This is a genomic window from Microbacterium sp. (assembly GCF_036277215.1).
GTDB lineage: Bacteria > Actinomycetota > Actinomycetes > Actinomycetales > Microbacteriaceae > Microbacterium.
This window is the reverse complement of the sequence record NZ_DASUNI010000108.1, coordinates 1-26,266: the sequence shown is the minus strand read 5'-3', so window position 1 is coordinate 26,266 and position 26,266 is coordinate 1. Positions and strand designations below refer to the sequence as shown.

Below are 26,266 nucleotides of genomic sequence, written 5' to 3'. Positions count from 1 at the left end.
CACGACGGTCCCCGGTTCCACGACGCCGCTGCTCTGCGGAGCCTCGCTGACCGTGGCGGTCTTCAGCAGGTGCTGCAGCGTGCGGATCCGCGCCTCCTGCTTGCCCTGCTCGTCCTTGGCCGCGTGGTAGCCGCCGTTCTCCTTGAGGTCGCCCTCTTCGCGCGCGGACTCGATGCGCTTGGCGATCTCCTCGCGGCCGGTCGTCGAGAGTCGCTCGAGTTCGGCGGCGAGCCTGTCATATGCGTCCTGGGTGAGGAACGTCACCGGGGCATCGTTTGACACGTCTGCCTCCTTCGGTCGGCGGTGGCTGGTATGTCAAAACGCCCCGGCTCCGGCCAGGGCGTCTGTCGACTGTGTCAGGTCAGACTACGTCACCCAGCAGGCGTTGACCAAACCTGTCGTCGCCTCCGCCGTCGTCGGAATCAGCTCGCGGAACGCTCGCGTGCGCAGGTCGGACTCGGGGTATTCGACGATCTTCCAGCCCACGACGCCGTGGTCCTCGTCCTGCGCCTCGAGCGCGCATGCGACGGTGCGCCCGGTCGGCGCGGTGATCTGGAAGGCCAGTTCGACCGTCCGCTCGTCCTGCACGGTGAAGCCCGTGGTGTCCGCGGCGACATCGTCGAGCGTGCTCGATATCGTCATCCAGGCGAACAGACCGACGAGGGTGGCCGCGATCACGGCGACGATCCCGATCGTCCACCGCTTTTCGGGCGAGCTCGTGCGACCGTAGCGCTCGTCGAGCATGTCCTGCGTGGTCATCGGGCCCCATAGAAAGTGCGTGCTCCGCCTGAAGATTAGGCTGGAGCATCCAGGCTATGCGCTCTCGCGCGGAACGAGGACACCATGCACGATGCGCTCATCGCCCTCGCGTACGCCGCCGCCGCGACCGCCACACCCGAGCCCACCGTCGACCCGGCGTTGGTGTCGCCCGGCCCGTGGGGCTTCGTCGTGATCGCGCTGCTCGCCTTCGCCGTCGTGGCTCTGGTGTGGGACATGATGCGCCGCATCCGCCGCGGTCGCGTCCGTGCGGACATCAACGAAGAACTGGATGCCGAGCAGCAGGCCGGGGCAGCGGTGCGGGCAACCGAGGTCGACGACCAGGACATCGATGCCGGCGGGCCGGAGGAGCAGTTCCCGGACGATGCGTCGACGCCGAACGGGCCGACGCGCTGATCAGCGGCATCCGCTTGCCTGCCGCTGAGGGGATGGAGCGGATCAGGCGTGGTAAGCCGGGTTCACGGCGATGAGCAGGCAGGCCGTCCAGTGGCACAGGAACGCCAGGACCGTGCAGACGTGGAAGATCTCGTGGAATCCGAAGTGGCCGGGCCACGGGTTCGGCTTCTTCAACGCGTAGACGACAGCACCGCCGGTGTACAGCAGCCCGCCCGCGATCACGAGGATCATCATCGCGGCGTTGGCCTGGAACAGGTCGATCATGTACATCACGGCTGCCCAGCCGAGCACCAGATACAGGGCCACGTACAGCCAGCGCGGAGCATCGATCCAGAACACGCGGAACAGGATGCCCAGGATCGCGCCGCCCCACACGAGCGACAGGAGGATGATCGCCTTGTCTGTCGGAAGGGCGAGCACCGCGATCGGCGTGTACGTGCCGGCGATCAGCAGCAGGATGTTGGCGTGGTCGATCCGCTTCAGCACAGCCCGCGTTCGGGGGCCCCAGTCGAAGCGGTGGTACAGCGCGGAGTTGCCGAAGAGCAGCAGGGAGGTCGCCATGAAGACCGCGCACGCCCATTTCGCCGGAGCGCCCTGAGCCAGCACGATCAGGACGATGCCTGCGGCGATCGCGATCGGGAACGTCGCCGCGTGGATCCATCCGCGCCAGCTGGGGCGGATGTCGATCGTGGCGTCGAGCTCGGCGACTTCGAGGAGCGGCAGCTGTGGCATCTCCGCGCCCTCGTCCTCGGTGGGGTCGGAACTCGTGCTGCGGGCCACTCCCTGAGCCTACGCGTCGCCGTATGCCGGAGAAGGCACTCGGGTCGCCCGACGGTAGCGTAGGCATGTGAGCGCGTCGAGCGAGGGCAGAGGCCCTCTCTACCGGCTGTACATCAATCGACTGCGCCGCCAGCTCGCCGCCGCCGCCGTCCCGCGCCACGTCGCGATGATGATCGACGGGAACCGCAGATGGGCGCGACAGCTCGGGTACGACTCGGCGGCCCACGGTCATCGCGCGGGTGCCGCGAAGATGCGGGAGTTCCTGGGCTGGTGCGACGACGTCGGCGTTCAGGTGGTCTCGCTCTACCTGCTGTCCAACGACAATCTGCGCAAGAGGGACTCGCAGGAGCTCGCGGATCTCATCGAGATCATCGCCGAGCTCGCCGATGAGCTGTCGCGCGAGCGCGACTGGCGTGTGCAGCACGTGGGCCGAGCGCACCGGCTGCCGCCCGAGCTGGCACGGGTGCTCGTGGACGTCGAGGAGCGCACGAAGGATCACACCGGACTCCACGTCAACCTGGCCGTGGGCTACGGAGGACGTGGTGAGATCGTGGACGCCGTCCGCAGCATCATCGCCAAGCACGACGAGGAGGGTGGGTCGCTCGAAGAGCTCGCGGCGAGCCTCACGCCGGAGCAGATCGGCGAGCACCTGTACACCGGCGGCCAGCCCGACCCCGACCTGGTGATCCGGACCTCGGGCGAGCAGCGGCTGAGCGACTTCCTGCTCTGGCAGTCCGCCCACAGTGAGTTCTACTTCGTCGAGGCGCTCGGACCGGACCTGCGCGAGGTCGACTTCCTCCGCGCGATCCGCGACTATTCCAGCCGGGACCGGCGCTACGGCAGCTGACCGCCGGCGCCCAGGACACGGCACCGTGGCAGAATTGAGCGGTGACCGACCTGGACGAATTCCTCGCCTCGTTCGACGGCGAAGCGGGATATCTGGACTGGGCCGCGTTCGGCCCGCTGTCTCCGGCAGTGCGCAGCGAAGTGCACGCCGACGCCGAGCTGCTCGGATCGGGGCGGCGAACGGGCATGGACCTGGTCGGTGAGCACGTCGGCGAGGCCCGCGAGATCCTCGCCGAACTGCTGGACTCGGATGCCGAGCAGGTCGTCCTGCAGCCTTCCACGACGTACGGCCTGATGCAGGCTCTCTACGGTCTCGCCGGCGGACTGATGCTGTCGAGGGCGGAGTTTCCGAGCCTGACCGTGACGGCGACGCGCGCTGCGGACGCTCTCGGTTCGATCGACCTCCAGTGGATCGAGCCGGCGGACGGATTCGTCACGCCCGAGGTCGTCCGCGAAGCGCTCACGGACGACACCCGAGCTCTCGCCGTCAGCCTGGTCGACTTCCGGACGGGCTATCGGGCCGATCTCACCGCGCTTCGGGAGGTCGTCGGCGACCGCATGCTGATCGTGGACGCGATGCAGGGCTTCGGAGCGGTCTCCGCCGACTACGCCGCAGCGGACGTCGTGTGCGGCAACGGCTACAAATGGCTGCGCGCCGGCCGCGGCACCGGGTTCGCATGGTTCGGCGAGCGTGCCCTCGAGCGCCTCGCTCCTGTGCTGTCGGGCTGGGCGGGCGTCGACGGCGACCTGCCGGTCGACCTGGTGCCACAGCCTGCGGCATCCGCTCAGGCGTTCTCCGTCAGTCGCCCGGACAGTCTCGCGGTGGCCCGGCTCGCCAGCGCGCTGCGCGATGTGCGCGACGTCGGCGTCGAGCGCATCGACGCCGAGCTCTCGGAGCGCTCGCGGGACGTGATCTTCTTCGCGGACCGCTACGAGGTGCCCGTTCTCACGCCGCGCGAGCCGGAGCGCCGGGCCGGGATCGTCACGCTCGCCCCTGCGCCGCAGGACGTCGGTCCGCTGGCGGCGTCGCTGGCCAATCACGGGATCACCGTCACGGTCCGCTCCGGCCTCATCCGGGTCGCGCCGCACGTCGGAACCGGGGCCGACACCCTGCGCCTCTTCGGCGACGCGCTGGCCGCGTTCTCCTCCGCTCGCGTGTGGTGAGAGCCCTTCCTCAGGAATTCACCAGCGCGTAACATCCGCCAGCGTGTCGGTAACACGAGTGTCGTTTGCCGGTCGTAGCGTCATGTCATCGGGCACGGTGCCCGGTCGGGTCGGCCCTACGGATCGCGACTCGTGACCACTGGTCGACTCGTGACTGCCGGGTGATGACACCCGGGTCGGGAGTGGGTTGTGATCACACGAGCACCACAGAAGCAGCACCGTCAGGATGCCGCGGAGATCGTCGAGCAGGACCAGGATCTTCGCACCTACGTCCTCGACACATCCGTGCTGCTGAGCGATCCGCGAGCGTTCTTCCGCTTCGCCGAGCACAGTGTCGTGATCCCCGTCGTGGTGATCACCGAGCTCGAGGGCAAACGCCACGACCCCGAGATCGGCTACTTCGCCCGGCAGGCGCTGCGGCACCTCGACGAGCTGCGCGTCGAACACGGCAGGCTTGATTTCCCCGTCCCGGTCGGGAATGACGGCACCCTCCGGGTGGAGCTGAACAACACCGACGCGAGCGTGCTCCCGTCGGGCATGCGACTGGGTGACAACGACAGCCGGATCCTCGCCGTGGCCATGCATCTCGCGCAGGACGGTCAGGACGTCACCATCGTGTCCAAGGACCTCCCGATGCGCGTCAAGGCGGCATCGCTCGGCATCACCGCGGAGGAGTATCTCGCCGAGCAGGCGGTCGACTCCGGCTGGACCGGGATCGCCACGATCGACGTCTCCGGCGATGACATCAGCGACCTCTACGAGACCGAGATCGGCACCGGCGAGGACGTCCTGGGGCTGCCCGTGAACACCGGGCTCATCATCCACTCCGAGCGCGGCTCCGCCCTGGGTCGTGTCACCGGCGACGGCGACTACCGGCTGGTGCGCGGCGACCGGGAGGTCTTCGGACTGCACGGACGCTCGGCCGAGCAGCGCATCGCGATCGACCTCCTGCTCGATCCCGAGGTCGGCATCGTGTCGCTGGGCGGGCGCGCCGGAACCGGCAAGTCGGCGCTGGCGCTGTGCGCCGGGCTCGAGTCCGTCCTCGAGCGCCAGCAGCAGCGCAAGATCATCGTCTTTCGGCCGCTGTTCGCCGTCGGCGGGCAGGAACTGGGATACCTCCCCGGTGATCAGGGCGAGAAGATGAACCCCTGGGGTCAGGCCGTGTTCGACACACTCGGCTCGGTCGTCTCAGGCAACGTCGTCGAAGAGGTGATCGAAAGGGGACTCCTCGAGGTGCTGCCGCTCACCCACATCCGGGGCCGTTCGCTCCACGACGCCTTCGTGATCGTCGACGAGGCGCAGTCGCTGGAACGCAACGTCCTGCTCACGGTGCTCAGCCGGATGGGGCAGAACTCCCGCGTCGTGCTCACTCACGACGTGGGTCAGCGCGACAACCTGCGCGTGGGCCGTCATGACGGTGTCGCGTCGGTCATCGAGACGCTCAAGGGCCACGATCTCTTCGGACACGTGACGCTGGTGCGGTCGGAGCGTTCGGCCATCGCCGCACTCGTCACCGACCTGCTCGAGGCCGGCGAGATCGGCTGAAGGACAGTCCTGAACGCGCGGAAGAGGGCCGGGATGCCGCATCCCGGCCCTCAGCATGAGAAGAGTCTCATGCTGATCTCCTCCTCTGCTCATGCACGTCTGACACCATGGATGGATGCGCATACGCGCGTGTATCGAGAGGACATTCGTGGAGACTCGCTCGCGACCGGCGATCGGTGGCACAGCCACGGTTGCAGACAGCGTGGATGTCGTGCGCGTGGTCGCGATTCCGCACAACCCCGCTCGAGCGGATGTCACCGGGTCGCCGGCGATCCCTCGGACCGAATCACAATCCTCCGCTTCGGCGGGTGCCGCGTCCGGACGCGACCTATCTGTGCCGTCGTCCGTGTCGAAGAGAGAGCAATCGCGCGTTCCCCCAGGCTGACGCGATTGCCATGGCCGGCTACCCCCAGCCCGGCCTCTCCCAGCCCCCGGTGTCCCCCAACACCGGGGGCTTCTTCGTGCTGCGCCTCGTCACTCCCACCGGTATCCGGCACCGCGGACGGTGACGATGTGGTGCGCGCCCAGCTTGCCGCGGAGGTACCGCACGTATACGTCCACCACGTTCGAACCCGGGTCGAAATCGAGTCCCCATACGCTGCTCAGCAGCTGTTCGCGACTGAGGACGCGCCCGGGACTGCGCAGGAACTGCTCGGCCAACGCGAACTCGCGGGCGGACAGCTCGACTTCGCGACCGTCTACCGTCGCCCTTCGACCGAGGATGTCGAGCACCACCTCGCCGTGCGACACGGCGACGCCCGCGGTGGTCGTGCTCTCCCGCAGGCGCGAGCGTACGCGCGCGAGCAGTTCTTCGAAGGTGAACGGCTTCGAGACGTAGTCGTTCGCTCCGGCATCCAGACCTTCGACGGTGTCGCGCGTGCTCGACCGCGCCGTCAGCATGATGACCGGAACGCCGGACCCCTGGGCGCGCAGTTGACGCAGCACTTCGAAGCCGTCCATCGTCGGCAGTCCGACATCCAGCAGCACGAGGTCGATGTCGTCCTCGAGTGCGCGGTCCAGACCCTCGGCACCGTCATCGACGATGACGGTGGAGTAGCCGGCCGACTCCAGACCGCGGCTGACGAACTCGGCGATGCGCGGCTCGTCTTCGATGAGGAGGATCCTGCTCATCCCGCGGCCTCGCGCTGCAGCACGACGTCGCCGGCGCGCACCGGTGCCGGCAGCTCGGTCGTCGGCAGGGGAAGGTGGATGGTGAACGTGGCCCCGCCGCCCGGCGTGTCGGTCACCGCGCAGTGGCCGCCATGCCCCTTCGCGATCGCGTCCACGATCGCGAGCCCGAGTCCGGATCCCCCCACGGACCGCTTGCCGTGCGCACGGTCGAAGCGACGGAAGATCCGGTGACGCGCGGCAGGCGGAATGCCCGGGCCGTGATCGCTGAGCCACAGCTGGGCGCCGGATTCGTCCAGCCGGCTGCCGAGGTCGATGGTGGAGCCCTCAGGGGTGTATTTCGCCGCGTTGTCGGCCAACTGGAGCCACGCCTGCAGGAGACGGTCCTGGTCTCCGAGGATGTGTCCATCGGCGGTCTCCTCGACGGTCCAGACATGCCCGGGGATCACGGACACGAGCTCGCCGAACCGCGAGGTGAGCGCGCGCAGATCGACCTGGGCCATCGTGAACCCGTCGCCCTCCACCGTCGCGAGCAGGTCGATGTCGTCCACGAGGCGGTTCATGCGGTCGAGCTCCGCCATTCCGATCTCACGTGTCGCCGCGACATCCGCCGCGTCGCCGGGATCCATCATCTCGAGGTGACCTCGAACGATCGTGATCGGCGTCTTCAGCTCGTGGCGCACGTCGTCCAGCAGCTGCCGCTGTACATCGACCGAGCCCTCCAGCCGGTCGAGCATCGAGTTGACCGTCCGGGTCAGGTCGGAGATGTCGTCGTTCCCCTGCGGGGACAGGCGCGGCGACAGGTCGCCCAGGGTGACCGCATCGGCGGCATCCCGGAGGTCGCGGATCGGCGACAGGAGGCGTCCCGCGACGAACCAGCAGACGACGCCGATCGCGACCAGCACCGCGACGGCCGCGATCGAGTACGTCGTGATCGCGGCCGTCACCGGGGCGAGCTCCGCCTCGACATCGACCGCGCGCACGTAGATGCCGGTCTGCGGATCCTCGCTCAGCGAGACGGGTATCGCGATGTACCGCAGCGACCCCTGATCGGTCACAGCCGTGTCCATGATCGTCGCGCCGCTGCGCTCGATCCCGTCGATGGCGCTGTCGATCAGCTTCTGGTTCTGTGAGATGTCGAAACCCGACAGCGTCTCGGGGCGGTAGCTGGCCTTCCCGTCCAGGATGGCCACCGAGCCCTCATTGCGCGCCGGGACGAGACGGGCGACAGCCGCCTGGAGGAAGTCGCCGACCGTCGCGAAGTCATCGATGTCGACGTCCTCGCTGGCCGTCGCGGCACCGGAGGTCCCGCCGTCCGCGGCATCCGCCTCGTCTCCGGCCACAGCGTGCAGACGTTCCACCTGCGACTTGAGGCGGTCGTCGATCTCGGACAGCACCCGCTCGCGTTGCACCAGGAACGTCACGCTTCCGACGATCGCGAGTCCGATGCACGCCACCGCCAGGATCGCCCCCAGGATGCGAGCGCGCGCCGAAATGGGGCGGGACTTCTGAGTCACGTCCCGTTGATCGCGCCGGGAGGACATGGGGATGCCTCCGGATCAGCCCGGATGGGTCATCGACAGCAGGTCGAGCTTCTCGTCCAGCTGCTCGGTGGTGATCTCGCCGCGATCGACGTAGCCCAGGTCGAGCACGGCCTCGCGGACGGTGATGCCCCTGGCGACGGAGTGCTTCGCGATCTTGGCGGCCGCCTCGTAGCCGATGAGCTTGTTCAGGGGTGTCACGATCGACGGCGACATGCCGGCGTAGGCGGCCGCACGCTCGACGTTGGCCTCGAGACCGTCGATGGTCTTGTCCGCCAGGATCCGCATCGTGTTCGCCAGCAGCCGGATGGACTCCAGCAGCGCCGTGCCCATCACCGGAATCGCGACGTTGAGTTCGAACGAGCCCGATGCCCCCGCCCACGCGATCGTGGCGTCGTTGCCGATCACCCGCGCGCACACCATGAGGGTCGCCTCAGGTACGACGGGGTTGACCTTGCCGGGCATGATCGACGAGCCCGGCTGCAGGTCGGGGATGTGCAGTTCTCCCAGCCCGGTGTTCGGACCGGAGCCCATCCACCGGATGTCGTTGTTGATCTTCGTCAGCGACACCGCGATCGTGCGCAGGGCGCCGGACGCCTCTACGAGCCCGTCGCGGTTGGCCTGCGCCTCGAAGTGGTCCTTGGCCTCGGTGATCGGCAGCTCGGTGTCATCGACGATGATCTCCAGCACCTTCTGCGGGAAGCCCAGCGGAGTGTTGATGCCTGTGCCGACGGCCGTGCCGCCCAGCGGAACCTCGGCGACGCGCGGAAGGACCGCCTGCACCCGCTCGATGCCGAGCCGCATCTGACGCGCGTACCCCCCGAACTCCTGGCCGAGCGTGACCGGCGTCGCATCCATGAGGTGGGTGCGTCCGGACTTGACGACGTCCTTCCATGCCTCGGCTTTCGCCTCCAGTGCCACCGCCAGGTGGTCGAGAGCCGGGATGAGGTCATCGATGAGCTCCTGGGTGACGGCCAGGTGGACGGATGTCGGGAAGACGTCGGTCGAGGACTGCGACGCGTTCACGTGGTCGTTGGGGTGGACCAGCGATCCGAGGTCGCGCGAGGCGAGCGTCGCCAGCACCTCGTTCATGTTCATGTTCGACGACGTGCCGCTGCCGGTCTGGTACACGTCGATGGGGAACTGGTCGGCGTGCTCGCCGGCGATGATGCGGTCCGCCGCCCGGGCGATGGCGTCGGCGATGGTGGGCTCGAGGGTGCCGAGTTCCTTGTTCGCGAGCGCGGCGGCCTTCTTGATGCGTGCGAGGGCGACGATCTGTGCCGGGTCGAGTGCGTCGCCTGAGATCGGGAAGTTCTCCACGGCGCGCTGCGTCTGCGCGGCATACAGAGCGTCCCTGGGCACGCGCACCTCGCCCATGGTGTCGTGCTCGATGCGGTACTCGATGTCGGTCACGTCTTCGTTCCCCTCCACAGTTCGGGATGTGTGCTCAGGCGTCGTCGGTCACGACGCCGAGGATGATGTCGGGCACCGCGGTGCCCTCGGCGAGCCGGTAGTTCGCGCCGACGATCGCCAGCCGTCCCTCGGCGACGGCGTCGCTGATCAGCTCCGACGAGTGAAGCAGATCGGCGACCGTGTCGCGCAGATGCTCGCGTCCGACCAGATCGGCGTCGATCTCGGCGGGAGGGCTGCCGTCGATCGATGTCTCGCGCTGGACGCGACGCACGGCGGGCACGATCGGGGCGATCTGCCGCCAAATGTGCGGGGGCAGGGCGGGCGCATCGACGTCGAGGCTGTGGATGGCCGCGCCCACGGCACCGCACTCGTCGTGACCGAGCACGACGATCAGGGGCACTCCGAGTACCGCGACCGCGTACTCCAGACTGCCCACCACCGAGTCGGATATCACCTGGCCCGCGTTGCGGACGACGAACAGATCGCCGAGCCCTTTGTCGAAGATGATCTCGGCCGACAGGCGCGAGTCCGAGCAGCCGAACAGCGCCGCGCGGGGCTTCTGTCCAAGCGCCAGCTCCGCACGGCGCTCGACATCCTGACGCGGATGCCGTGGCTCACCGGACACGAATCGCGCGTTGCCGCGCTGCATCTCCTGCCACGCCTTCAACGGCGTCGGTGCGGTCACGGCGTCGCCTCGCGCAGCTCGAGCACCTGGTCGGCGACTGAGGCGGCGGCGCGCTCCAGCGTCTCGTCGTCCGTAGAGCCGTAGACCAGGATCGTGTCAGCGCCGGCCGAAGTGCTCAGCGCGGCCGAGATGTTGCCCGCCCGCGCCGGATCGGGGATGTCATATCGATCCCACTCGACCCCGCCGATCGTGACGGTGCCGCCGACGGAGGCGCCGCTGAGGACACGGGTGGTCCAGGCGGGGTCGGCGTCGAAGCCCTGGGCGACGCGCAGGAAGCCGGCCTCCTCATCGGGGACGTAGACGATGGTCCACGCGGCGGTCGAGTCGCCTTCGATCGACGCTCGGTTCACGATCCACTCGTCCGGAACATCGGGGACCACGACGGTGCGGCCCTCTGCACTCTCGATCTCAGCAGCGACCGCGGCGACGTCGATCGGCTCAGCCGGCGGCAGCTCACCGCGCGGGACCGCGAGGATGATGATCGCGACGACGGCGAGGGTGACCAGCAGGGCTGCGATCAGATTGCGGGTGTTCTGACTCGCGCGGTACACGCGCGATGACTCCGCCTTGCGGGCAGCGGCTTCGTCGGGAGTCTCGGGGCGGCCGAGCTCGGCGACGACTCGTGGTTTCTGCGCCATCAGCGAACCGTCATGCTTCCGTGCTCTCGGTCGCGCCTGCCGGTGCGGACCTGGCCGCCTCGAGACGGCGCTTCGCACCGAGCAGCCACTCCTCGCACCGGGCGGCGAGGGCTTCGCCGCGCTCCCAGAGTGCGAGGGAGTGCTCGAGCGTGGGAGCACCCTGTTCGAGTTCGGCGACGACCCGGACGAGTTCGTCCCGGGCCTGTTCGAAGGAGAGGCCCGCGACGTCGCCGACGGCTTCGCTCGATGCGCTCATGTATCCATCCTAGATCGGCTCTGCGGCCGGTTCCGCGGCCGCCGCGTCGGCGGCAAGTGGCGCCCGCGGACTCTCCGGCACCTCGCCGTCGGAGCGCGCGGCGAACGATCCGCGACCCACGGTCACCAGCACCGGGGCGCCCGCCGGAGCCTGCGCGGCGTCGCGCACGATGACCCCGTCGGTCAGGTGGGCGATGGCGTACCCGCGCGCAAGGGTGGAGGCGGGTGACAGCGTTCGCAGTGCGGCCCGCAGCTCGGCGGATCGGCGCGACTGCGACTCGATCCGGCGATCCACTACGTCCCGCCCCCGCCCGACGAGCAGCCAGAGCTGCTGCGCGCGGGCGTCGATCATCGACTCCGGTGCGCGGAGAACCGGACGTGAGCGCAGCTGCTCGAGTTGGGCGATGTCGTGGCTCACCCGCTGGGAGAGCCGCATCGTCAGGCGCGACCGCAGCTGGGCGACCACGGCGCGCTGCTCGACGACGTCCGGGACGATGCGCTTGGCTGCATCGGTCGGCGTCGAGGCGCGCAGATCCGCGACATCGTCCAGGAGCGGATGGTCGTTCTCGTGTCCGATCGCGCTGACGACCGGAGTGGATGCCGCCGCCACCGCGCGCAGCAGCCGCTCGTCGCTGAATCCGAGCAGGTGCTGCGGGTCGCCCCCGCCGCGAGCGATCACGATCACGTCGACGTTGGGGTCGGCATCCAGTGCCTTCAGGGCGCCGATCGTCTCGGGGACGCAGCGGTCGCCCTGCACCGACGCGTACGCCGCGCGGAAGCGGACCTGCGGCCAGCGCAGTTCGGCGTTGTGGCGGACGTCCTTCTCGGCGTCGGACTTCTGGCCGGTGATCAGCCCGATCACCTGCGGCAGGAACGGGATCGGCTTCTTGCGCGCCGGATCGAACAGCCCCTCGGCGCGCAGCGCCGCGCGCAGGCGCTCCAGCTTCTCCAGCTGATCGCCGAGTCCGACGTGCCGCATCGACGACACCGAGAAGCTGAAGTCGCCGCTCTTGACGAAGTAGTCGGCCTTGACCGCCGCGATGACGTGATCGCCGACGGCGAGATCGGCCGGCAGGCGGTGGCGGGTGCTCGACCAGATTCGGAACGAGATCATCGCGTCGGTCGACAGATCTTTGAGCCGGCCGAACACGTTGCCGGTGCGGACGTTCCACGACGTGATCTCGCCCTCGACCCACACGGACCCCCAGGTCTCGATGAAACCGCGGATGGTGTCGTTGAGGCGGCCGACTGAGGTCGGCGCGTGCGGCGTCGAGTCCCGCGGTCGCACCGAATCGGGCGGCGGCGGCTGACCGGGAACGGGCTCAGCGTGGAACGTCGTCATCCGGTCCTTTCGATTCGGGTCTGTCGGACGGCGAGAGTGGGTGGTCGTCTGCGCGCACGGCCCGCGCACAGACCGCCCCCGTAGACTCGCGGTGTGAGCAACTCGGCTGTCCGTATGCCCGTTCCCCGCGTTCCGCGGCGGCGCGAGCGCCTCCAGGATATCCCCGTATCCGGACACAAGAAGGTGCTCCTCGCCGCTCCGCGCGGCTACTGCGCCGGGGTCGATCGTGCCGTCATCGCCGTGGAGAAGGCACTCGAGCGGTTCGGCGCGCCGGTCTACGTGCGCAAGCAGATCGTCCACAACATCCACGTGGTCACCGAGCTCGAGGCAGCCGGCGCGATCTTCGTCGACGAGGTGGACGAGGTCCCGCCGGGCGCGCACGTCGTGTTCAGCGCGCACGGTGTGTCGCCGGCAGTCGTGAACGCGGCATCCGATCGCGGTCTGCAGGCGATCGACGCGACCTGCCCGCTCGTCACGAAGGTGCATCGCGAAGCCGTGCGGTTCGCCCGCGACGACTTCGAGATCCTGCTCATCGGCCACGAGGGCCATGAAGAGGTCGAGGGCACCGCGGGCGAGGCGCCCGATCACGTCACGGTCGTCAACTCGCCCGACCACGCCGATCTCGTCGAGGTGCGCGATCCGTCGAAGGTCGTGTGGCTGTCGCAGACGACGCTCTCGGTCGACGAGACCATGGAAACGGTGCGCCGACTGCGAGTCCGCTTCCCCCAGCTGCAGGATCCGCCTTCGGACGACATCTGCTACGCGACCCAGAACCGCCAGGTGGCGATCAAGAAGGTGGCCAAGGATGCCGACCTGGTGATCGTCGTCGGGTCGGCCAACTCCTCCAACAGCGTGCGGCTCGTCGAGGTCGCGCTCGAGTACGGCGCCAAGGCCGCCTACCGTGTGGACTACGCCGACGAGGTCAAGCAGGAGTGGCTGGATGGCGTGGAGACCGTCGGGGTCACCAGCGGGGCCTCCGTACCGGAGGTGCTCGTGCAGGAGGTGCTCGCCGATCTGTCCGGCGCGGGCTACCGCGATGTCGAAGAGGTCAAGACCGCCGAGGAGGATCTGCTGTTCTCGCTGCCCAAGGAACTGCGCCAGGACTCCTCGGGCAAACGCGACGCGCGAGCGCTCGGAGGGCGGGTCAGCTCATGACCGATCCGGCGGAGCGTCCCTCGTCGAACGGCTCCGACGAGCGACCCCGGCCGCAGTACGGCGAGTACGCCACCCCGGAGGAGCAGCGCGCACGCATCCAGCAGCCTGACATGACCTGGCTGCTCGAGACCGGTCAGGACCCGGATGCGCTGCACGGCGCTCCCGCGAAAGCGGCGCCCTCTGTGGCTGCGCCGGCGGCGGCGCCCCCGAGAAGCGGTCGGTTCGCGGATCGTGTCGCGACGATCGCGCTGCTGGTGTACGGCTTGGTCAACGTCGTGACCAGCATCCCGAGCATGATCGGCTACGAGGCCTATGCCAGCACCCTGCTGAGCCTGCTCGGCGTGGACACCGAGCTCGCCGATCCGGGGGCGGGGCGGCCCTGGGGTGTGGCCGCCGCCCTCGTGCTGGCGATCGGCTGGCTCATCACCGCCTACGTGTCGTGGCGCAGCCTCAAGGCCGGGCGTGTCACGTGGTGGATCCCGCTCGTCGCGGGCATTGTTTTCCTCTTCGTCTCGGGCACCCTGCTCATGGTCCCCATCGTGTCGGACCCGGCGGTCTGGAACGCGATCCTCGACACGGCGCGCTGACCACCGCCCGGCGCGTTCACCGCGCTGACGAGTCAGCCGAGCCCGCCCCACACGGCGCGAGCGCCCGACTCGCCGATCAGCGCCACGACCACCACCGCGCCCACCGCGGCGACCACGGCGATGACGCCGATCACGATCGAGATGACGGATGCCCGGCGTGCGTGCTCCGGCTGCATCCGCGGAACGCCCCACCGGTACCACGCCCACTGACCTGCGCTCGCGACGAACAGCGCAAGTACCCAGGGCAGCAGCATCCGCCCCAGTGCTTCGTGCTGAGCCACCCCGGGAAGCGGGCCGACAACGTCGCGCAGGGATTCGCCGGCCACGACGGTGATCGGCACGAGGATCACGGCGACCAGCGCCGCGAGCGGTGTGACGATGCCCAGGCGCCTGCGAGCAGCCGGCCACACCGTTCCGAGTATGACCGCCAGCGCCGTGAGCGGCACCAGGATGACGGTGGCATGCACGATGAGCGGATGAAGCGGCAGCCCGCCGATCTGCAGGGTGCCCGCCGAAAGCCGAACGTTCATACTGGGAGAACGACAGAGCGCGGCGTGAGGTTCACGCAGTGAACCGCCGCAGCATCCTTCTCGTGTCTTCAGTGAGGGAGGTGCGGGATGCCGGGGGACGACGGTGCGCGCCTGGGTGCCCTGTACGACGCTCACGCCGCACCGGTCTGGCGCTACGTCGTGCGCCTCACCGGCGACCGGGCGGGGGCGGATGACATCGTGCAGGAGACCCTGCTGCGTGCGTGGCGCAATCCGCGCATGCTCGAGCAGGATCCGGCCACGATGCGCTCGTGGATGATGACCGTGGCCCGCAACCTGGTGATCGACGACGCTCGCAGTGCCCGCCGCCGTCACGAGCACGTCGTCGCCGAGGTTCCCGAGCGGGTCGGAACCGACGACACCGACGCCCTCTTCGAAGCGCTGCTGATCGAGGAGGCGCTCGCAGTACTGAGCCCTGAGCACCGCGCCGTGATCCTTCGCTGCTACTACGGAGGTCGCAGTGTCGCGCAGACCGCGAGCGAGCTCGACATCCCGGAAGGCACCGTGAAGTCGCGACTGCACTATGGCCTGCGCGCGATGCGACTGGCTCTTCAGGAGAGAGGAGTGACGCGATGAGTCCCGATCACGCGCACTTCGCCGAATGGGACGCCGCGTACGTGCTCGGCGCACTGTCATCGACGGAACGGCGCCAGTTCGAGGAGCACCTCGCCGGCTGCGGGGAGTGCCGCCGCGCCATCGCGGAACTGAGCCCGACGGTGGGACTGCTGTCGCGTGTGAGTGCGGACCGCGCGGCCGGAATCGATGCGGAGCTCGCTGAGGGTGCCGTAGCGGAGGGACCGGACGCGTCGGTGCGCGACGAGGTGGTGGTGCTGGCCCGCAGACGGGCGATTCGCCGCCGTCGCAACTGGTGGGTGGCTGCTGCCGCTGCAGTCGTCGTGCTGATCGCGGCGATCGCGATCCCCGTGACGATCGTGCGTTCGGCGCCGACCGCGGCGTTCGCCCTGGAGGCCGTCGCCGACGTGCCCCTCGAAGCGAGCGTGCGCCTCTCGAGCGTGGGATGGGGCACGCGCATCGAGCTGGAATGCCGCTACACGGCCCGGGGCGACGCGGATGCCCCGGCCGAGGGGTGGCCCTACGCGCTGACCGTCGTCGGCGTCGACGGGGTGGCGCAGGACGTGTCGACGTGGCGGGCGCTGCCCGGCTCGACCGCGCGGATCAGCGCTGGTTCGGCGCTGGGCGTCGCGGACATCGGCGCGATCGAGATCCGCGGTATCGAATCCGGTCGCGTTCTGATGCGCTACGAACTCGACGGCGCAGTTTCTCCCTGATCCGGACGGTGGTGACGTGTGACGGACATCCGGTGAACGGATCCCGCTCGCGCACCGTGTCACCAGTGACCGCCGTTCGCGGTCGCGACCGGAAGGATGCGTCATGAAGAAATCGCTCGCTGCGAGCGCTGCGGCGTTCGCCCTCCTCCTCGCGCTCGCGGGGTGTACCGCCGGCTCTCCTCCGGCGGACGTCGAGACGAGTGCTCCGCCGGCAGCCGAGGAGTCGACTCCCGCTCCCGACGCTGCGGACGCCCTGCTGAGAACGGCCGACTCATCCCTCGGGGAGATCGTCGTCGACGGCGAGGGCATGACCGTCTACATGTTCGACAACGACACGCAGGGCGCGACGTCCAGCTCGTGCTCGGGTCAGTGCGCGGCGAACTGGCCCGCACTGACGACGGACTCGGAATCGCCCACGGTCGAGGGCGTGACCGGTGAGGTCGGGACGATCACGGGGATCGACGGCGCCCTGCAGGTGACGCTCAACGGCTGGCCGCTGTACTACTTCGCCGGCGACGCGGCAGCCGGAGACGTCAACGGCCAGGGCGTGAACGAGGTGTGGTGGGTCCTCACACCCGCAGGGGAGCGGATGGCGGGCTGAGGAGAGGGCGGGCAGGTCGGGGGCCGGCCCGCCCGAGCCGCGTGCAGGGGCGGTCGGGTGCTCGCTCGCCCGTAAGATGACCGGATGCCTCGCCTCCTGGCCGTCTGCGTCGTCCATCAGCTGCGTCCCGATGCCGGCAACGGCGTCACGGCGATCGACAAGCGTCAGGTCGACGGACGCGTCCGCATCGGCCGCTACGGCGTGCGCGCCGACGTGCAGGCCGATCGGAAGCATCACGGCGGACTCGACAAGGCGCTGTACGCGTACGCCCAGGAGGATGCTGCGTTCTGGGAGGGTGAGCTCGGTCGTCCCCTCGCGTCGGGGTTCTTCGGCGAGAACCTGCGCACCGAGGGGATCGACGTGAACGCCGCCCGCATCGGCGAAGTGTGGCGCATCGGCGAAACGGTGACCGTCGAGGTGACGATGCCCCGCACCCCCTGCCAGACCTTCGCGCGGTGGGTCGGCGGGGCCGAACAGCGCGGCTGGGTGAAGCGATTCTCAGCCGAACGCCGCCTCGGACCGTACCTGCGGGTGGTCCGCAACGGATTCGTGGAGGCGGGCGATCCGATCGTGGTGCTCTCGCGACCCGAAGGCGCGCCGGGACTGCTCGACGGTTACATCGGCCCTGCCTGATGCATTGTTCCGCGTCGCGTCAAGACAGCGACTTGCCCGCGGATCCGAGCTGCTGCGTCGCTTGGACGACACGCGCGGCCATCGCGGTTTCGGCGATCTTGCCCCAGGCGCGCGGGTCGTAGGCCTTCTTGTTGCCGACCGATCCGTCGACCTTCAGCACGCCGTCGTAGTTGCTGAACATGAACCCTGCAACTGCGCGCGTGAAGGCGTACTGCGTGTCAGTGTCGATGTTCATCTTGATCACGCCGTTGGACACCGCGAGCGCGATCTCCTCGTCCGTCGAGCCGCTGCCGCCGTGGAAGACGAGGTCGAGCGGCTTCGGATCGGTGCCGAACTTCGACGCGATCCCCTCCTGGATCTCGCCGAGCAGTTCGGGACGGAGCTTCACGTTGCCGGGAGCGTAGACGCCGTGCACATTGCCGAACGTGAGCGCGGCGATCCACCTGCCCTGGTCGCCCAGCCCCAGAGCCTCGACCGCCTTGGTGACATCGGCGACGGTCGTGTAGAGCGCGTCGTTCGATCCTTCGTGCTGCACGCCGTCTTCCTCGCCGCCCACGACGCCGATCTCGACCTCCAGGATCGCGTGTATCGCCTTCATACGGGGGAGCAGCTCCTTGGCGATGTCGACATTCTCGTCGAGGGGCACAGCCGAACCATCCCACATGTGGGACTGGAAGATCGGGTTGCCGCCCTCGGCGACGACCTTCTCGGACTCGGCGATCAGCGGCAGCACGAAGTCTTCGAGGGCCGGCTTCGGGCAGTGGTCGGTGTGCAGCGCCACCGTGATCGGGTAACTCTTGGCGGCCTCGTGCACGAACCGCGCGAACGCGAGGGCTCCGGTCGCGCGAGCCTTGACGGTGTGACCTGCGAAGTAATCCGCTCCGCCCGTCGTGACCTGGATGATTCCGTCCGAGCCGGCTTCGGTCAGACCCTGGAGGATCGCATTGACGGTCTGCGAGCTGGACGCGTTGAACGCCGGATAGGCGAATCCTCCGGCCTTCGCGCGGTCCAGCATGTCGGCGTACTGCTCGGGGGTGGCGACGGGCATGACGGCTCCTTGGTCGTGTGCGGGGTTCCACCGTCACTCTATCGAAGGGGCACGGCGCGCGAGCAGGCGCGGAGGGTGGGACAGGCCAAGCACGTGCATCCCTGCCGCCCGCGTAAGAATCGTGATTCCTTCGCACGGCCGGCGGCCGCGAGCCCGGTCCGCCGCCCGACGCGTCGCTAGGCTGGCTTCATGGTGAGCCTTACCGCCGACATGAGTCCGCTGCATCCCGACCGCAACCTCGCGCTGGAGTTGGTGCGCGCCACCGAGGCGGCGGCGATCCGCGCCGTGCCCTTCATCGGACGGGGTGACAAACTCGCGGCCGACGGCGCGGCCGTCGACGCGATGCGGGCGTTCTTCACGACGGTGAACTTCGACGGCACGATCGTCATCGGCGAGGGTGAGAAGGACGAAGCGCCGATGCTCTACAACGGCGAGAAAGTCGGCAGTGGCCGAGGTCCTCAGTGCGACGTGGCCGTCGATCCGATCGACGGCACATCGCTGACCGCCGCAGGCCGGCAGAACGCCCTCTCGGTGATCGCGGTCTCGGAGCGCGGGACCATGCTGGATGCCTCGACGGTGTTCTACATGGACAAGCTCGTGACCGGCCCCGCCGGCGTCGGCGTCGTCGACATCCGCCTGCCGATCGGCGAGAACATCCGTCTGCTCTCGAAGGCGCTGGACAAGCCCATCGACGAGATGGTCGTGTCGGTGCTGAACCGCCCGCGCCACGAGCAGCTGATCGCCGACATCCGTGCCGCCGGCGCAGGCACTCGCCTGATGTCCGACGGCGACGTGGCCGGTGGGATCAACGCCGCGCGCCACAATGCGCGCACCGACATGTGCGTCGGGGTCGGTGGCAGCCCGGAAGGCATCGTCACCGCGTGCGCGATCAAGGCGCTCGGCGGTCACATCCAGGGCATCCTGTGGCCGCGCGACGACGACGAGCGCCAGAAGGGCGCCGACCACGGGCTGAAGACCGACGGTCACGTCTACGAGGCCGACGAGCTCGTCACCGGCAGCAACACGATCTTCGTCGCCACGGGGGTCACCGACGGCCAGCTCGTCGCCGGCGTGCGCCGAGAGGGCGACTACATCTACAGCGAGAGCGTGGTGCTGCGCGGACGGTCGGGCACGCTCCGCCGCATCGTCTCGGAGCACCTCACGTCGAAGTGGCTGTAGACCGGTCGAGACGAGTGCAACGGAGGTTGCAGTGTGACCGGCGTTGCAGACGTGACTGAGTCGTGATCCTGCGCGCACGCTGACTCTGGCACAATCGAACAGGTGTCAACGAGGACGCAGCTGTGTTCTCGAACCCGAGGGGGTTGCCATGCCGGCACAGGCAGGCGGTGCCAAGCCGCAGACGGGCGCGATCGCCGTCGTCGCGAATGCGACAGACCCCGCCCGGCGGCCCGATGTGCTCTTCCGCGTCCGCCGCGACGAGGACCATCAGATCTCGGCCTGGTGGCCGATCGGCGCTTTTCTCGCCGTCTCCGCTGCGGCGATCGCCCTTCTCAGCTTCGTCCCCGGCGGCGCCTGATCTGATCCGCCCGGTGGTGACGTTCCGGAACGTCAATCGGCGAGCGGCGCGATGCGATCCCGCAGATCGCCGAGGTCTGCGCTCAGCAGCGCGCCGTCGGATGCCGCTCCCGCCGCGTCTGCATCCGGGCGCTCGTGCTCGGTCTCGAGTGCGGCGTCGAGAAGCTCGGGCGCGATGAGCCGGCGCGGGGACTTCTCCACGAGCGCCGGCTCGCCCAGCGCGTCGAGCTTGGTCTGATCGATACCGGGAAAGCGGCGCGCGGTGACGAGCACCCGGGACTCGAGCGATCCGGCGAACCGGTTGTAGCTGTCGACGGTGCGCTCCAGCGCTCGGCGCAGGTCGTCCGCGTGACCGGCGAGCTTGCCCAGCCGCTCGTATAGTTCATTGCCCAGCTCGAACAGCGCGCGCGCCTCCTGTGAGACGTCCTGCTGCGTCCAGGTGTAGGCGACCGTCTTCAGCACGGCCCACAGGTTGACCGGCGACGCGAGCGCCACTCGCTTGCCGAACGCGTAGTCCAGCAGCGACGGATCCTCCTCGAGCGCGGCGGCCAGGAGCGATTCACTCGGCACGAAGCACACGACGAACTCGGGGCTCGAGGCGAGCCCCGCCCAGTACGCCTTCTTCGCCAGCGAGTCGACGTGCGCGCGGACGGCTTTGACATGCCGGTCGAGGAGGGTCTTGCGGCGGGCGCCCTCCGCGCCGGGCGCCGTCAGCGGGATGGCGCTGGCCTCCAGGTACGCGTCGAGAGGCACCTTCGCATCGACCGCGATGGCTTTGTCGCCCGGCAGCCGGATGACCATGTCGGGGCGGCCCGCCCCGGCATCCGAGATGATCGACGTCTGGGTGTCGAAGTCGACGTAGCGGGTGAGCCCGGCAGCCTCGACGACCCGTCGCAGCTGCGTCTCGCCCCAGACGCCCCGCGTGCTGCCGGAGCGCATTGCGCTCGCGAGCGACTCGGTGGTGGCGCGGAGAGCCTCGTCCGATTGCTGCGCGCGCCGCAGCTGCTCGGCGAGGCTGCCGAACTGCGAATGCCGGTCGCGCTCGAGGTCGTCGACCTTGGTCTGCATGGACTGCAGCGTCTCGTGCACGGGCGCGAGCGCGCGCAGCACCGCCTGCTCGCGCCGTTCGCGCTCTTCGCGCGACGCCTGATCGGCACGCGCCTGGGCGGCGAGCTCGCGATAGAGCAGCTGCTGGTGGTCGAGCTGCGCCTGCACCCCCTGACGGCCGGCGTCGCTGGCCGCCAACCGCGCCCTCAGGTCGGCGTGGGACCGGGTCGCGCGGGCAGCCACGCGGGCTGCGCCGGCGAACCACCCGGCGAGCATGCCCGCGGCGAGGCAGCCGATCACGATCACGGAAAAGGTGAGTGCGTCCATGTGCTCAGGATGGCCCGGGCGTCCGACATGGGCCTGGTGCTACCGTCGGATCATGACCCCGCAGGAGATCGAGAATCTCGCTCACCTGCGTCGTGCGCGCGATCTGATCGACCGCGAATACGCCAAGCCGCTCGACGTTCCGACCATGGCTGCGAAGGCGCTGATGTCTCCGGCACACTTCTCCCGGCAGTTCCGAGCTGCCTACGGCGAGACTCCGTACGCCTACCTGATGACGCGTCGGATCGAGCGCGCGATGGCCCTGCTTCGCGGCGGTACGAGCGTGACGGACGCCTGCATGGCGGTCGGCTGCACCTCGCTCGGCTCGTTCAGCTCGCGGTTCGCGGAGATCGTCGGCATGACGCCGTCGGCGTACCGCAGCCGCGAGCACGACGCGGTCAAGGCGATGCCCTCCTGCGTGGCCAAGTCGAACACGCGTCCGACCCGGGAGTCATCGAGCAGAATCGGAGAAGTGCGCGAGCATACCGCGGCGTAGCGTCACCGGCATGACCATCGCACTCCAGTACACCAACGTCACGGTGACCGACGTCGACGAGTCGATCGCCTTCTACCGCGATGCGCTGGGCCTCGATGTGCAGAACGATGTGAGATCGGGCGATCACCGCTGGGTCACGCTCGGGACGCCTGCGCAGCCGGGACTGGGCATCGTCCTGTCCGATCCGCACGCCGGCCGCTCGCAGGCCGACGGCGATGCCATGCAGGAGCTGCTCACCAAGGGGGTCCTGCCGATGCTGGTGTTCAACACCGACGACCTCGATGCGACCTTCGAGGCCGTCAGGGCATCCGGCGCCGAGGTGCTGCAGGAGCCGATGGACATGGGCTGGGGTCAGCGCGACTGCGCCTTCCGCGACCCGTCCGGCAACATGGTCCGCATCGCGCAGGCAGCCTGACGAGTCGGTCGACCGCTGGGCGCGTGCACAACGTCGCCTTTCGGACGCCACGCGTGTCCGGATCCGAGGAACGCCGCGCCGCCGCCGCCGACGGGCTTGCGGATCAGCGACGTTGTGCACGCGGCTCGGCGAAGGCCTCAGGCGACGGTCGCGAACAACTCCGGCGCCAGCGTCGGCTGCGGCACGGGGGCGGGCTCGGGCACGAAGATGCGCGACGTGCGCACGCCCGCGGACTCCGCCAGCCCGGTGATGTCGCCCGCGCCCACCAGCTGCGCCGCGTGGATCATGATGTGCGCGCAGGCGAGTGCATCGGCAGTCGGGTCGTGGTGCGGAAAATCGATGAACCCGGCGGCGGCCGCCACCGACGGCAGCCGGTACGACTCGAGATCGTAGAGTTTGCGCGCGACCTGAAGGCTGCACACATACCGGTAGGGCGGGTACTGATCCCCGGTCGCCTCGCACGCTCGCCGCAGCACCATCATGTCGAAGCCCGCGTTGTGCGCGACCAGCACATCGGCGCCCGCGAAGTCCGCGAGGTCGTCGAGCTGCTCGCTCCACGTCTTCGCGCCGACCACGTCCTCGGCCCGGAGCCCGTGGATGCGGGTGTTCAGTTCGAAGAACCTGTCATGACCGGGCGGCGGCTGGATGAGCCACCCCGCGGTCGCCACCACGCGGCCGTCGCGGACCCGGGCCAGTCCCACCGCACACGCGGACGCGTTGCTGGAATTCGCCGTCTCGAAGTCGATGGCGGTGAAATCCAGAGGCACGAGTCCAGCGTCCAGGCGTGGACGCACGAGCATGCGGAGGCGCGCCGCGAAGGCGGGCACGGACATCGGCCGGAACCCCCTCTGTTCGCGTCGCAGCGCGGTTAGGGTTCTGAGCATGGCCAGCAACGAAGAGATGTCGACCTCCTTCGGGTCCGCCGCCGGAACGTACGAGTCCGGTCGGCCCGACTATCCGATCCAGGCAGTCGACTGGATGCTGCAGCCCGTCGTCGGCGGCGAGCGCAGTCTGCGCGTCGCAGACGTCGGCGCCGGGACGGGCAAGCTCACCCGGGCGGTCGTGGAACTCGGCGCCGAGGTCGTCGCAATCGATCCCGACGCGAAGATGCTCGCCGCGCTCCGGGAGCACGTGCACGGCGTGCCGACGTTCGTGGGGTCGGCCGAGAGCCTGCCCCTGCCCGACGCGAGCGTCGACGCGGTCCTGCTCGGCCAGGCGTGGCACTGGGTCGACCCGGCAGCGGGGTCGGCGGAGGTCGGTCGAGTCCTCCGCTCGGGCGGGGTGCTCGGCGTGGTCTGGAACATCCGCGACGAGTCCGCGGCCTGGGTGCGGCGCCTGACCGAGATCATGCACGGGAGCCACGCGGAGGAGATGCTCGCGGGAGGCGACCCGCCGATCGAGCCGCCGTTCGGCGACGTCGAGAGTGCTCAGTGGCGGTGGACGCGCCCGATGACGCGCGACTCGCTCCTGGCGATGGCGCACTCGCGCAGCTACATCATCACGGCGACGCCCGCGGACCGTGCGGCCATCGAAGCCGGTCTCCTCGAGCTGTTCGACGAGATCGGGGCGGTGGGCGACAAGGTCGTGGAGCTGCCGTATGTGACACGCGCGTACCGTGCGGTCCGCCCCTGAGAGCCCCCGCGCCGCCGTGACGCCCCGCCGGAGGGGCGTGTGCGCCCCACGTAGACTGGACTCCCGTGGCTCTCACTATCGGCATCGTCGGCCTGCCCAACGTCGGCAAGTCCACCCTGTTCAACGCGCTGACCAAGAACGATGTGCTGGCGGCGAACTATCCGTTCGCGACGATCGAGCCGAACATCGGGGTCGTGAGCCTGCCCGACCCCCGGCTCGAGAAGCTCGCCGAGGTCTTCCACTCGGAGCGCGTCCTGCCGGCGACCGTCTCCTTCGTCGACATCGCGGGCATCGTCCGCGGCGCGAGCGAGGGGGAGGGACTCGGCAACCAGTTCCTTGCGAACATCCGCGAGGCCGATGCGATCGCCCAGGTGGTGCGCGGCTTCACCGACGACGACGTCGTGCACGTCGAGGGCGACGTCAACCCGAAGAACGACCTCGAGACGATCAACGCCGAGCTCATGCTGGCCGACCTGCAGACGCTGGAGAAGGCCGTCCCCCGCATCGAGAAAGAGGTCAAGGGGAAGAAGGCCGACCCCGCTGTGCTCGAAGCGGCCGTCGCGGCCAGGGACGCGCTCGAACGCGGCATCCTGGTTTCGCACTCGGGTGTGGACATCGCGCCCATCCGCGAACTGGGGCTGCTCACAGCGAAGCCGTACATCTACGTCTTCAACGTGGATGAGGCCGTGCTGACGGATGCCGCGGCCAAGGATGCCCTCGAGGCACTCGTCGCGCCGGCGCACGCCGTGTTCCTCGACGCGAAGATCGAGTCCGAGCTCATCGATCTCGACCCCGAGGATGCCGCAGAGCTGCTGGCATCGACGGGCCAGGACGAGTCGGGCCTCCACCAGCTCGCCCGCATCGGCTTCGACACGCTCGGACTCCAGACGTACCTGACCGCAGGCCCGAAGGAGGCGCGCGCCTGGACGATCGGCAAGGGCTGGAAGGCGCCGCAGGCCGCCGGTGTGATCCACACCGACTTCGAGAAGGGCTTCATCAAAGCGGAGGTCATCTCGTTCGGCGATCTGGTCGACGCCGGCTCCGTGCTCGAAGCCCGCTCGCGCGGCAAGGCCCGGCTGGAGGGCAAGGACTACGTCATGCAGGACGGTGACGTGGTGGAGTTCCGCTTCAACGTCTGACGGTGATCCGGCCCCTTGAACGGGGCTCGGCGGTCGGCGACACTGGCCGCGTGGACCGGGACCGGAGCGCCGCGCCGTTGTGGCGGTGTCCGCTCTGCGGACGGACCTTCGCCGCACGCAACCAGACCCACACCTGCGCCGAGGTCGGCGACCTGGACCGGCACTTCGACGCCTGTGCGCCCCAGGTCCGGGCCACGTTCGATCGGATCGTAGCCGTGCTGCAGGACATCGGCCCGTTCACGGTTCTGCCCGAGAAGACCCGCATCGCCTTCCACGTCCGCATGAGCTTCGCGGCGGTCATGCCCCGCCGGAAATGGCTGAGCGGCCATCTCGTGCTGGACCGGCGCATCGAGAACCCTCGGTTCACACGGATCGAGACGTACTCGCCGCGCAACATCCTTCACGCCTTCCGGATCGCTTCGCCGGCCGAGGTGGACGACGAGTTCACCGTGTGGCTGGCGGCGGCGTACCGGGTCGGGGAGCAGCGGCACCTGACGGGGTGACGTAACGTCGGCCGTATGGCGACGCGGCTGCTCCTCCTCTCCGATACGCACATCCCCGGGCGCGCGCGGACACTGCCCGCCGCGGTCCGTGCCGCGGCGGACGACGCGGATCTCGTCATCCACGCGGGCGACTGGGTCGCAGCTTCGGTCCTCGACGACCTGGCGCAGCACGCGGAGGTCGTGGGCGTGTACGGCAACAACGACGGTGCGGACCTGCGCGCGATCCTGCCCGCGATCGCCCGGCGCGAGATCGAAGGCGTCCGGTTCGCGGTCGTGCATGAGACCGGCGACGCGCAGCGGCGGAGCATGCGAATGGATGCCGCGTTCCCCGACACCGACGTCCTGGTGTTCGGTCACAGTCACATCCCGTGGGACGTCGTCACACCGCGCGGGCTCCGGCTGCTGAACCCGGGCTCGCCGACCGACCGCCGTCGTCAGCCCCGCTGCACGATGATGACCGCGCTCGCCGACGGAGGCGCCATCCGCGACGTGGAGCTCGTCCCCCTCTGACGCCCGCCGGAGCGGCCGGCCGTGAGGCGATTGAGGGTTTTCCCGGACGCGAGTCCCGGCGGGCCGGACCACTGTGGACATATCGACCCGCAGAGGCCGAGGTATCTGAGGGTGAGAGCCCTTCCTCCTCTCTGGTGTGGACCTGTTCCGCATTGCCAACCGACGCGGAACAGCCCGGAGGCGGCTCTGGTGCGGACACTTGTCCGGAGTCCACGCGGGAGAGGAGGAAGGTCGTGAACGCGCACATCGAAGTCCTGGGGTTCGCGGCATCCGTCGTGTCGTTCGTGCTCTGG

The 26,266-nt window shown here is 69.2% G+C and carries 31 protein-coding genes and 1 pseudogene; 18 read left to right on the top strand and 14 right to left on the bottom strand.

The features are described 5' to 3' along the window. Together VFX99_RS05460 and VFX99_RS05455 are read right to left on the bottom strand one after the other, a co-directional pair. Window positions 1-282 (bottom strand): annotated as a pseudogene (locus VFX99_RS05460) (transcription elongation factor GreA); the annotation flags it as partial. A gap of 84 nt (window positions 283-366) precedes the next feature. Then, window positions 367-759: a DUF4307 domain-containing protein gene (locus VFX99_RS05455; protein WP_329665299.1), complete on the bottom strand. Its 393-nt coding sequence runs from the start codon at window positions 757-759 to the stop codon at window positions 367-369. 84 nt (window positions 760-843) lie between these two features. On the opposite strand from VFX99_RS05455, the gene VFX99_RS05450 reads away from it, so the two are divergent. After that, window positions 844-1,173 carry a hypothetical protein gene (locus VFX99_RS05450; RefSeq protein WP_329665298.1) on the top strand — a complete coding sequence of 110 codons (330 nt, stop codon included), beginning with the start codon at window positions 844-846 and terminating at the stop codon, window positions 1,171-1,173. Window positions 1,174-1,215: 42 nt separating this feature from the next. Here the strand turns inward: VFX99_RS05450 and trhA are convergent, their stop codons facing one another. Continuing rightward, window positions 1,216-1,905 (bottom strand): PAQR family membrane homeostasis protein TrhA, encoded by a 690-nt coding sequence (gene trhA, locus VFX99_RS05445; protein ID WP_329665303.1) that lies wholly within the window; start codon window positions 1,903-1,905, stop codon window positions 1,216-1,218. Window positions 1,906-2,020: 115 nt separating this feature from the next. Between trhA and VFX99_RS05440 the strand changes: the two genes are divergently transcribed. The 3 genes from VFX99_RS05440 (at window position 2,021) to VFX99_RS05430 (ending at window position 5,508) form a co-directional block, all read left to right on the top strand. Further along, complete coding sequence (locus tag VFX99_RS05440) at window positions 2,021-2,800, top strand: isoprenyl transferase (RefSeq protein ID WP_329665297.1); 780 nt, start codon at window positions 2,021-2,023, stop codon at window positions 2,798-2,800. Between the two features lie 41 nt (window positions 2,801-2,841). Beyond that, window positions 2,842-3,963 (top strand): aminotransferase class V-fold PLP-dependent enzyme, encoded by a 1,122-nt coding sequence (locus VFX99_RS05435; protein WP_329665296.1) that lies wholly within the window; start codon window positions 2,842-2,844, stop codon window positions 3,961-3,963. Window positions 3,964-4,152: 189 nt separating this feature from the next. Then, window positions 4,153-5,508: a PhoH family protein gene (locus tag VFX99_RS05430; RefSeq protein WP_329665295.1), complete on the top strand. Its 1,356-nt coding sequence runs from the start codon at window positions 4,153-4,155 to the stop codon at window positions 5,506-5,508. Window positions 5,509-5,982: 474 nt separating this feature from the next. Here the strand turns inward: VFX99_RS05430 and VFX99_RS05425 are convergent, their stop codons facing one another. From VFX99_RS05425 to xseA, 7 genes are read right to left on the bottom strand one after another with little or no spacing between them, the layout of a single operon-like run. Next, entirely contained in the window at window positions 5,983-6,639 is a 657-nt protein-coding gene (locus VFX99_RS05425; protein WP_329665294.1) for a response regulator transcription factor, read from the bottom strand. After that, entirely contained in the window at window positions 6,636-8,153 is a 1,518-nt protein-coding gene (locus VFX99_RS05420; protein WP_329665293.1) for a HAMP domain-containing sensor histidine kinase, read from the bottom strand. The genes VFX99_RS05425 and VFX99_RS05420 overlap by 4 nt, the downstream gene beginning before the upstream one ends. A 42-nt stretch (window positions 8,154-8,195) precedes the next feature. Then, complete coding sequence (locus VFX99_RS05415; protein WP_329665292.1) at window positions 8,196-9,590, bottom strand: class II fumarate hydratase; 1,395 nt, start codon at window positions 9,588-9,590, stop codon at window positions 8,196-8,198. Between the two features lie 34 nt (window positions 9,591-9,624). Continuing rightward, complete coding sequence (locus VFX99_RS05410; RefSeq protein WP_329665302.1) at window positions 9,625-10,239, bottom strand: carbonic anhydrase; 615 nt, start codon at window positions 10,237-10,239, stop codon at window positions 9,625-9,627. Between the two features lie 32 nt (window positions 10,240-10,271). Beyond that, a complete protein-coding gene (locus VFX99_RS05405; protein WP_329665291.1) occupies window positions 10,272-10,913 on the bottom strand; it encodes a DUF4245 family protein in 642 nt (213 codons plus the stop codon). 10 nt (window positions 10,914-10,923) lie between these two features. After that, window positions 10,924-11,169: an exodeoxyribonuclease VII small subunit gene (locus VFX99_RS05400; protein WP_329665290.1), complete on the bottom strand. Its 246-nt coding sequence runs from the start codon at window positions 11,167-11,169 to the stop codon at window positions 10,924-10,926. A gap of 9 nt (window positions 11,170-11,178) precedes the next feature. Beyond that, the gene (gene xseA, locus VFX99_RS05395; RefSeq protein WP_329665289.1) at window positions 11,179-12,510 is read right to left on the bottom strand and encodes an exodeoxyribonuclease VII large subunit; all 1,332 of its coding nucleotides are present in this window, start codon (window positions 12,508-12,510) and stop codon (window positions 11,179-11,181) included. A 114-nt stretch (window positions 12,511-12,624) separates the two neighbouring features. Here xseA and VFX99_RS05390 point away from each other — a divergent pair, with 114 nt between their 5' ends. Further along, window positions 12,625-13,665 (top strand): 4-hydroxy-3-methylbut-2-enyl diphosphate reductase, encoded by a 1,041-nt coding sequence (locus VFX99_RS05390; protein ID WP_329665301.1) that lies wholly within the window; start codon window positions 12,625-12,627, stop codon window positions 13,663-13,665. After that, a complete protein-coding gene (locus tag VFX99_RS05385) occupies window positions 13,662-14,252 on the top strand; it encodes a DUF6264 family protein (RefSeq protein ID WP_329665288.1) in 591 nt (196 codons plus the stop codon). The genes VFX99_RS05390 and VFX99_RS05385 overlap by 4 nt, the downstream gene beginning before the upstream one ends. Before the next feature lie 32 nt (window positions 14,253-14,284). Here the strand turns inward: VFX99_RS05385 and VFX99_RS05380 are convergent, their stop codons facing one another. Further along, window positions 14,285-14,782 (bottom strand): DUF2231 domain-containing protein, encoded by a 498-nt coding sequence (locus VFX99_RS05380; protein ID WP_329665287.1) that lies wholly within the window; start codon window positions 14,780-14,782, stop codon window positions 14,285-14,287. A gap of 87 nt (window positions 14,783-14,869) precedes the next feature. Here VFX99_RS05380 and VFX99_RS05375 point away from each other — a divergent pair, with 87 nt between their 5' ends. The 4 genes from VFX99_RS05375 (at window position 14,870) to VFX99_RS05360 (ending at window position 17,323) form a co-directional block, all read left to right on the top strand. Then, on the top strand, window positions 14,870-15,376 hold the full coding sequence (locus tag VFX99_RS05375) for a sigma-70 family RNA polymerase sigma factor (protein ID WP_329665286.1): 507 nt from the start codon (window positions 14,870-14,872) through the stop codon (window positions 15,374-15,376). Next, window positions 15,373-16,089 carry a zf-HC2 domain-containing protein gene (locus tag VFX99_RS05370; protein ID WP_329665285.1) on the top strand — a complete coding sequence of 239 codons (717 nt, stop codon included), beginning with the start codon at window positions 15,373-15,375 and terminating at the stop codon, window positions 16,087-16,089. The genes VFX99_RS05375 and VFX99_RS05370 overlap by 4 nt, the downstream gene beginning before the upstream one ends. A gap of 103 nt (window positions 16,090-16,192) precedes the next feature. After that, entirely contained in the window at window positions 16,193-16,690 is a 498-nt protein-coding gene (locus tag VFX99_RS05365; RefSeq protein WP_329665284.1) for a hypothetical protein, read from the top strand. Between the two features lie 84 nt (window positions 16,691-16,774). Next, window positions 16,775-17,323, top strand: coding sequence for an MOSC domain-containing protein (locus VFX99_RS05360; RefSeq protein WP_329665283.1), 549 nt, complete (start codon window positions 16,775-16,777; stop codon window positions 17,321-17,323). Between the two features lie 19 nt (window positions 17,324-17,342). Here VFX99_RS05360 and fbaA read toward each other — a convergent pair whose 3' ends face one another. Further along, entirely contained in the window at window positions 17,343-18,371 is a 1,029-nt protein-coding gene (gene fbaA / locus VFX99_RS05355; protein ID WP_329665282.1) for a class II fructose-bisphosphate aldolase, read from the bottom strand. A 189-nt stretch (window positions 18,372-18,560) separates the two neighbouring features. Between fbaA and glpX the strand changes: the two genes are divergently transcribed. Together glpX and VFX99_RS05345 are read left to right on the top strand one after the other, a co-directional pair. Then, a complete protein-coding gene (gene glpX / locus VFX99_RS05350) occupies window positions 18,561-19,550 on the top strand; it encodes a class II fructose-bisphosphatase (protein WP_329665281.1) in 990 nt (329 codons plus the stop codon). Between the two features lie 148 nt (window positions 19,551-19,698). Continuing rightward, the gene (locus VFX99_RS05345; RefSeq protein ID WP_329665280.1) at window positions 19,699-19,908 is read left to right on the top strand and encodes a UDP-N-acetylmuramyl pentapeptide phosphotransferase; all 210 of its coding nucleotides are present in this window, start codon (window positions 19,699-19,701) and stop codon (window positions 19,906-19,908) included. Window positions 19,909-19,940: 32 nt separating this feature from the next. Here the strand turns inward: VFX99_RS05345 and VFX99_RS05340 are convergent, their stop codons facing one another. Further along, window positions 19,941-21,281 carry a DNA recombination protein RmuC gene (locus tag VFX99_RS05340; RefSeq protein WP_329665279.1) on the bottom strand — a complete coding sequence of 447 codons (1,341 nt, stop codon included), beginning with the start codon at window positions 21,279-21,281 and terminating at the stop codon, window positions 19,941-19,943. A gap of 52 nt (window positions 21,282-21,333) precedes the next feature. On the opposite strand from VFX99_RS05340, the gene VFX99_RS05335 reads away from it, so the two are divergent. Together VFX99_RS05335 and VFX99_RS05330 are read left to right on the top strand one after the other, a co-directional pair. After that, entirely contained in the window at window positions 21,334-21,774 is a 441-nt protein-coding gene (locus VFX99_RS05335) for a helix-turn-helix transcriptional regulator (protein ID WP_329665278.1), read from the top strand. A gap of 10 nt (window positions 21,775-21,784) precedes the next feature. Further along, window positions 21,785-22,189: a VOC family protein gene (locus tag VFX99_RS05330; protein WP_329665277.1), complete on the top strand. Its 405-nt coding sequence runs from the start codon at window positions 21,785-21,787 to the stop codon at window positions 22,187-22,189. A 137-nt stretch (window positions 22,190-22,326) separates the two neighbouring features. Here the strand turns inward: VFX99_RS05330 and VFX99_RS05325 are convergent, their stop codons facing one another. Beyond that, window positions 22,327-22,956 (bottom strand): 3'-5' exonuclease, encoded by a 630-nt coding sequence (locus tag VFX99_RS05325; RefSeq protein ID WP_329665300.1) that lies wholly within the window; start codon window positions 22,954-22,956, stop codon window positions 22,327-22,329. 115 nt (window positions 22,957-23,071) lie between these two features. On the opposite strand from VFX99_RS05325, the gene VFX99_RS05320 reads away from it, so the two are divergent. The 4 genes from VFX99_RS05320 to VFX99_RS05305 all read left to right on the top strand — a co-directional run bounded on the left by VFX99_RS05320 (window position 23,072) and on the right by VFX99_RS05305 (window position 25,973). Next, the gene (locus VFX99_RS05320; protein WP_329665276.1) at window positions 23,072-23,821 is read left to right on the top strand and encodes a class I SAM-dependent methyltransferase; all 750 of its coding nucleotides are present in this window, start codon (window positions 23,072-23,074) and stop codon (window positions 23,819-23,821) included. A gap of 65 nt (window positions 23,822-23,886) precedes the next feature. Further along, on the top strand, window positions 23,887-24,960 hold the full coding sequence (ychF, locus tag VFX99_RS05315; RefSeq protein ID WP_329665275.1) for a redox-regulated ATPase YchF: 1,074 nt from the start codon (window positions 23,887-23,889) through the stop codon (window positions 24,958-24,960). A gap of 50 nt (window positions 24,961-25,010) precedes the next feature. After that, window positions 25,011-25,463 (top strand): DUF5655 domain-containing protein, encoded by a 453-nt coding sequence (locus VFX99_RS05310; RefSeq protein WP_329665274.1) that lies wholly within the window; start codon window positions 25,011-25,013, stop codon window positions 25,461-25,463. A 15-nt stretch (window positions 25,464-25,478) separates the two neighbouring features. Beyond that, the gene (locus VFX99_RS05305; protein WP_329665273.1) at window positions 25,479-25,973 is read left to right on the top strand and encodes a YfcE family phosphodiesterase; all 495 of its coding nucleotides are present in this window, start codon (window positions 25,479-25,481) and stop codon (window positions 25,971-25,973) included. Window positions 25,974-26,266: the final 293 nt, after the last annotated feature.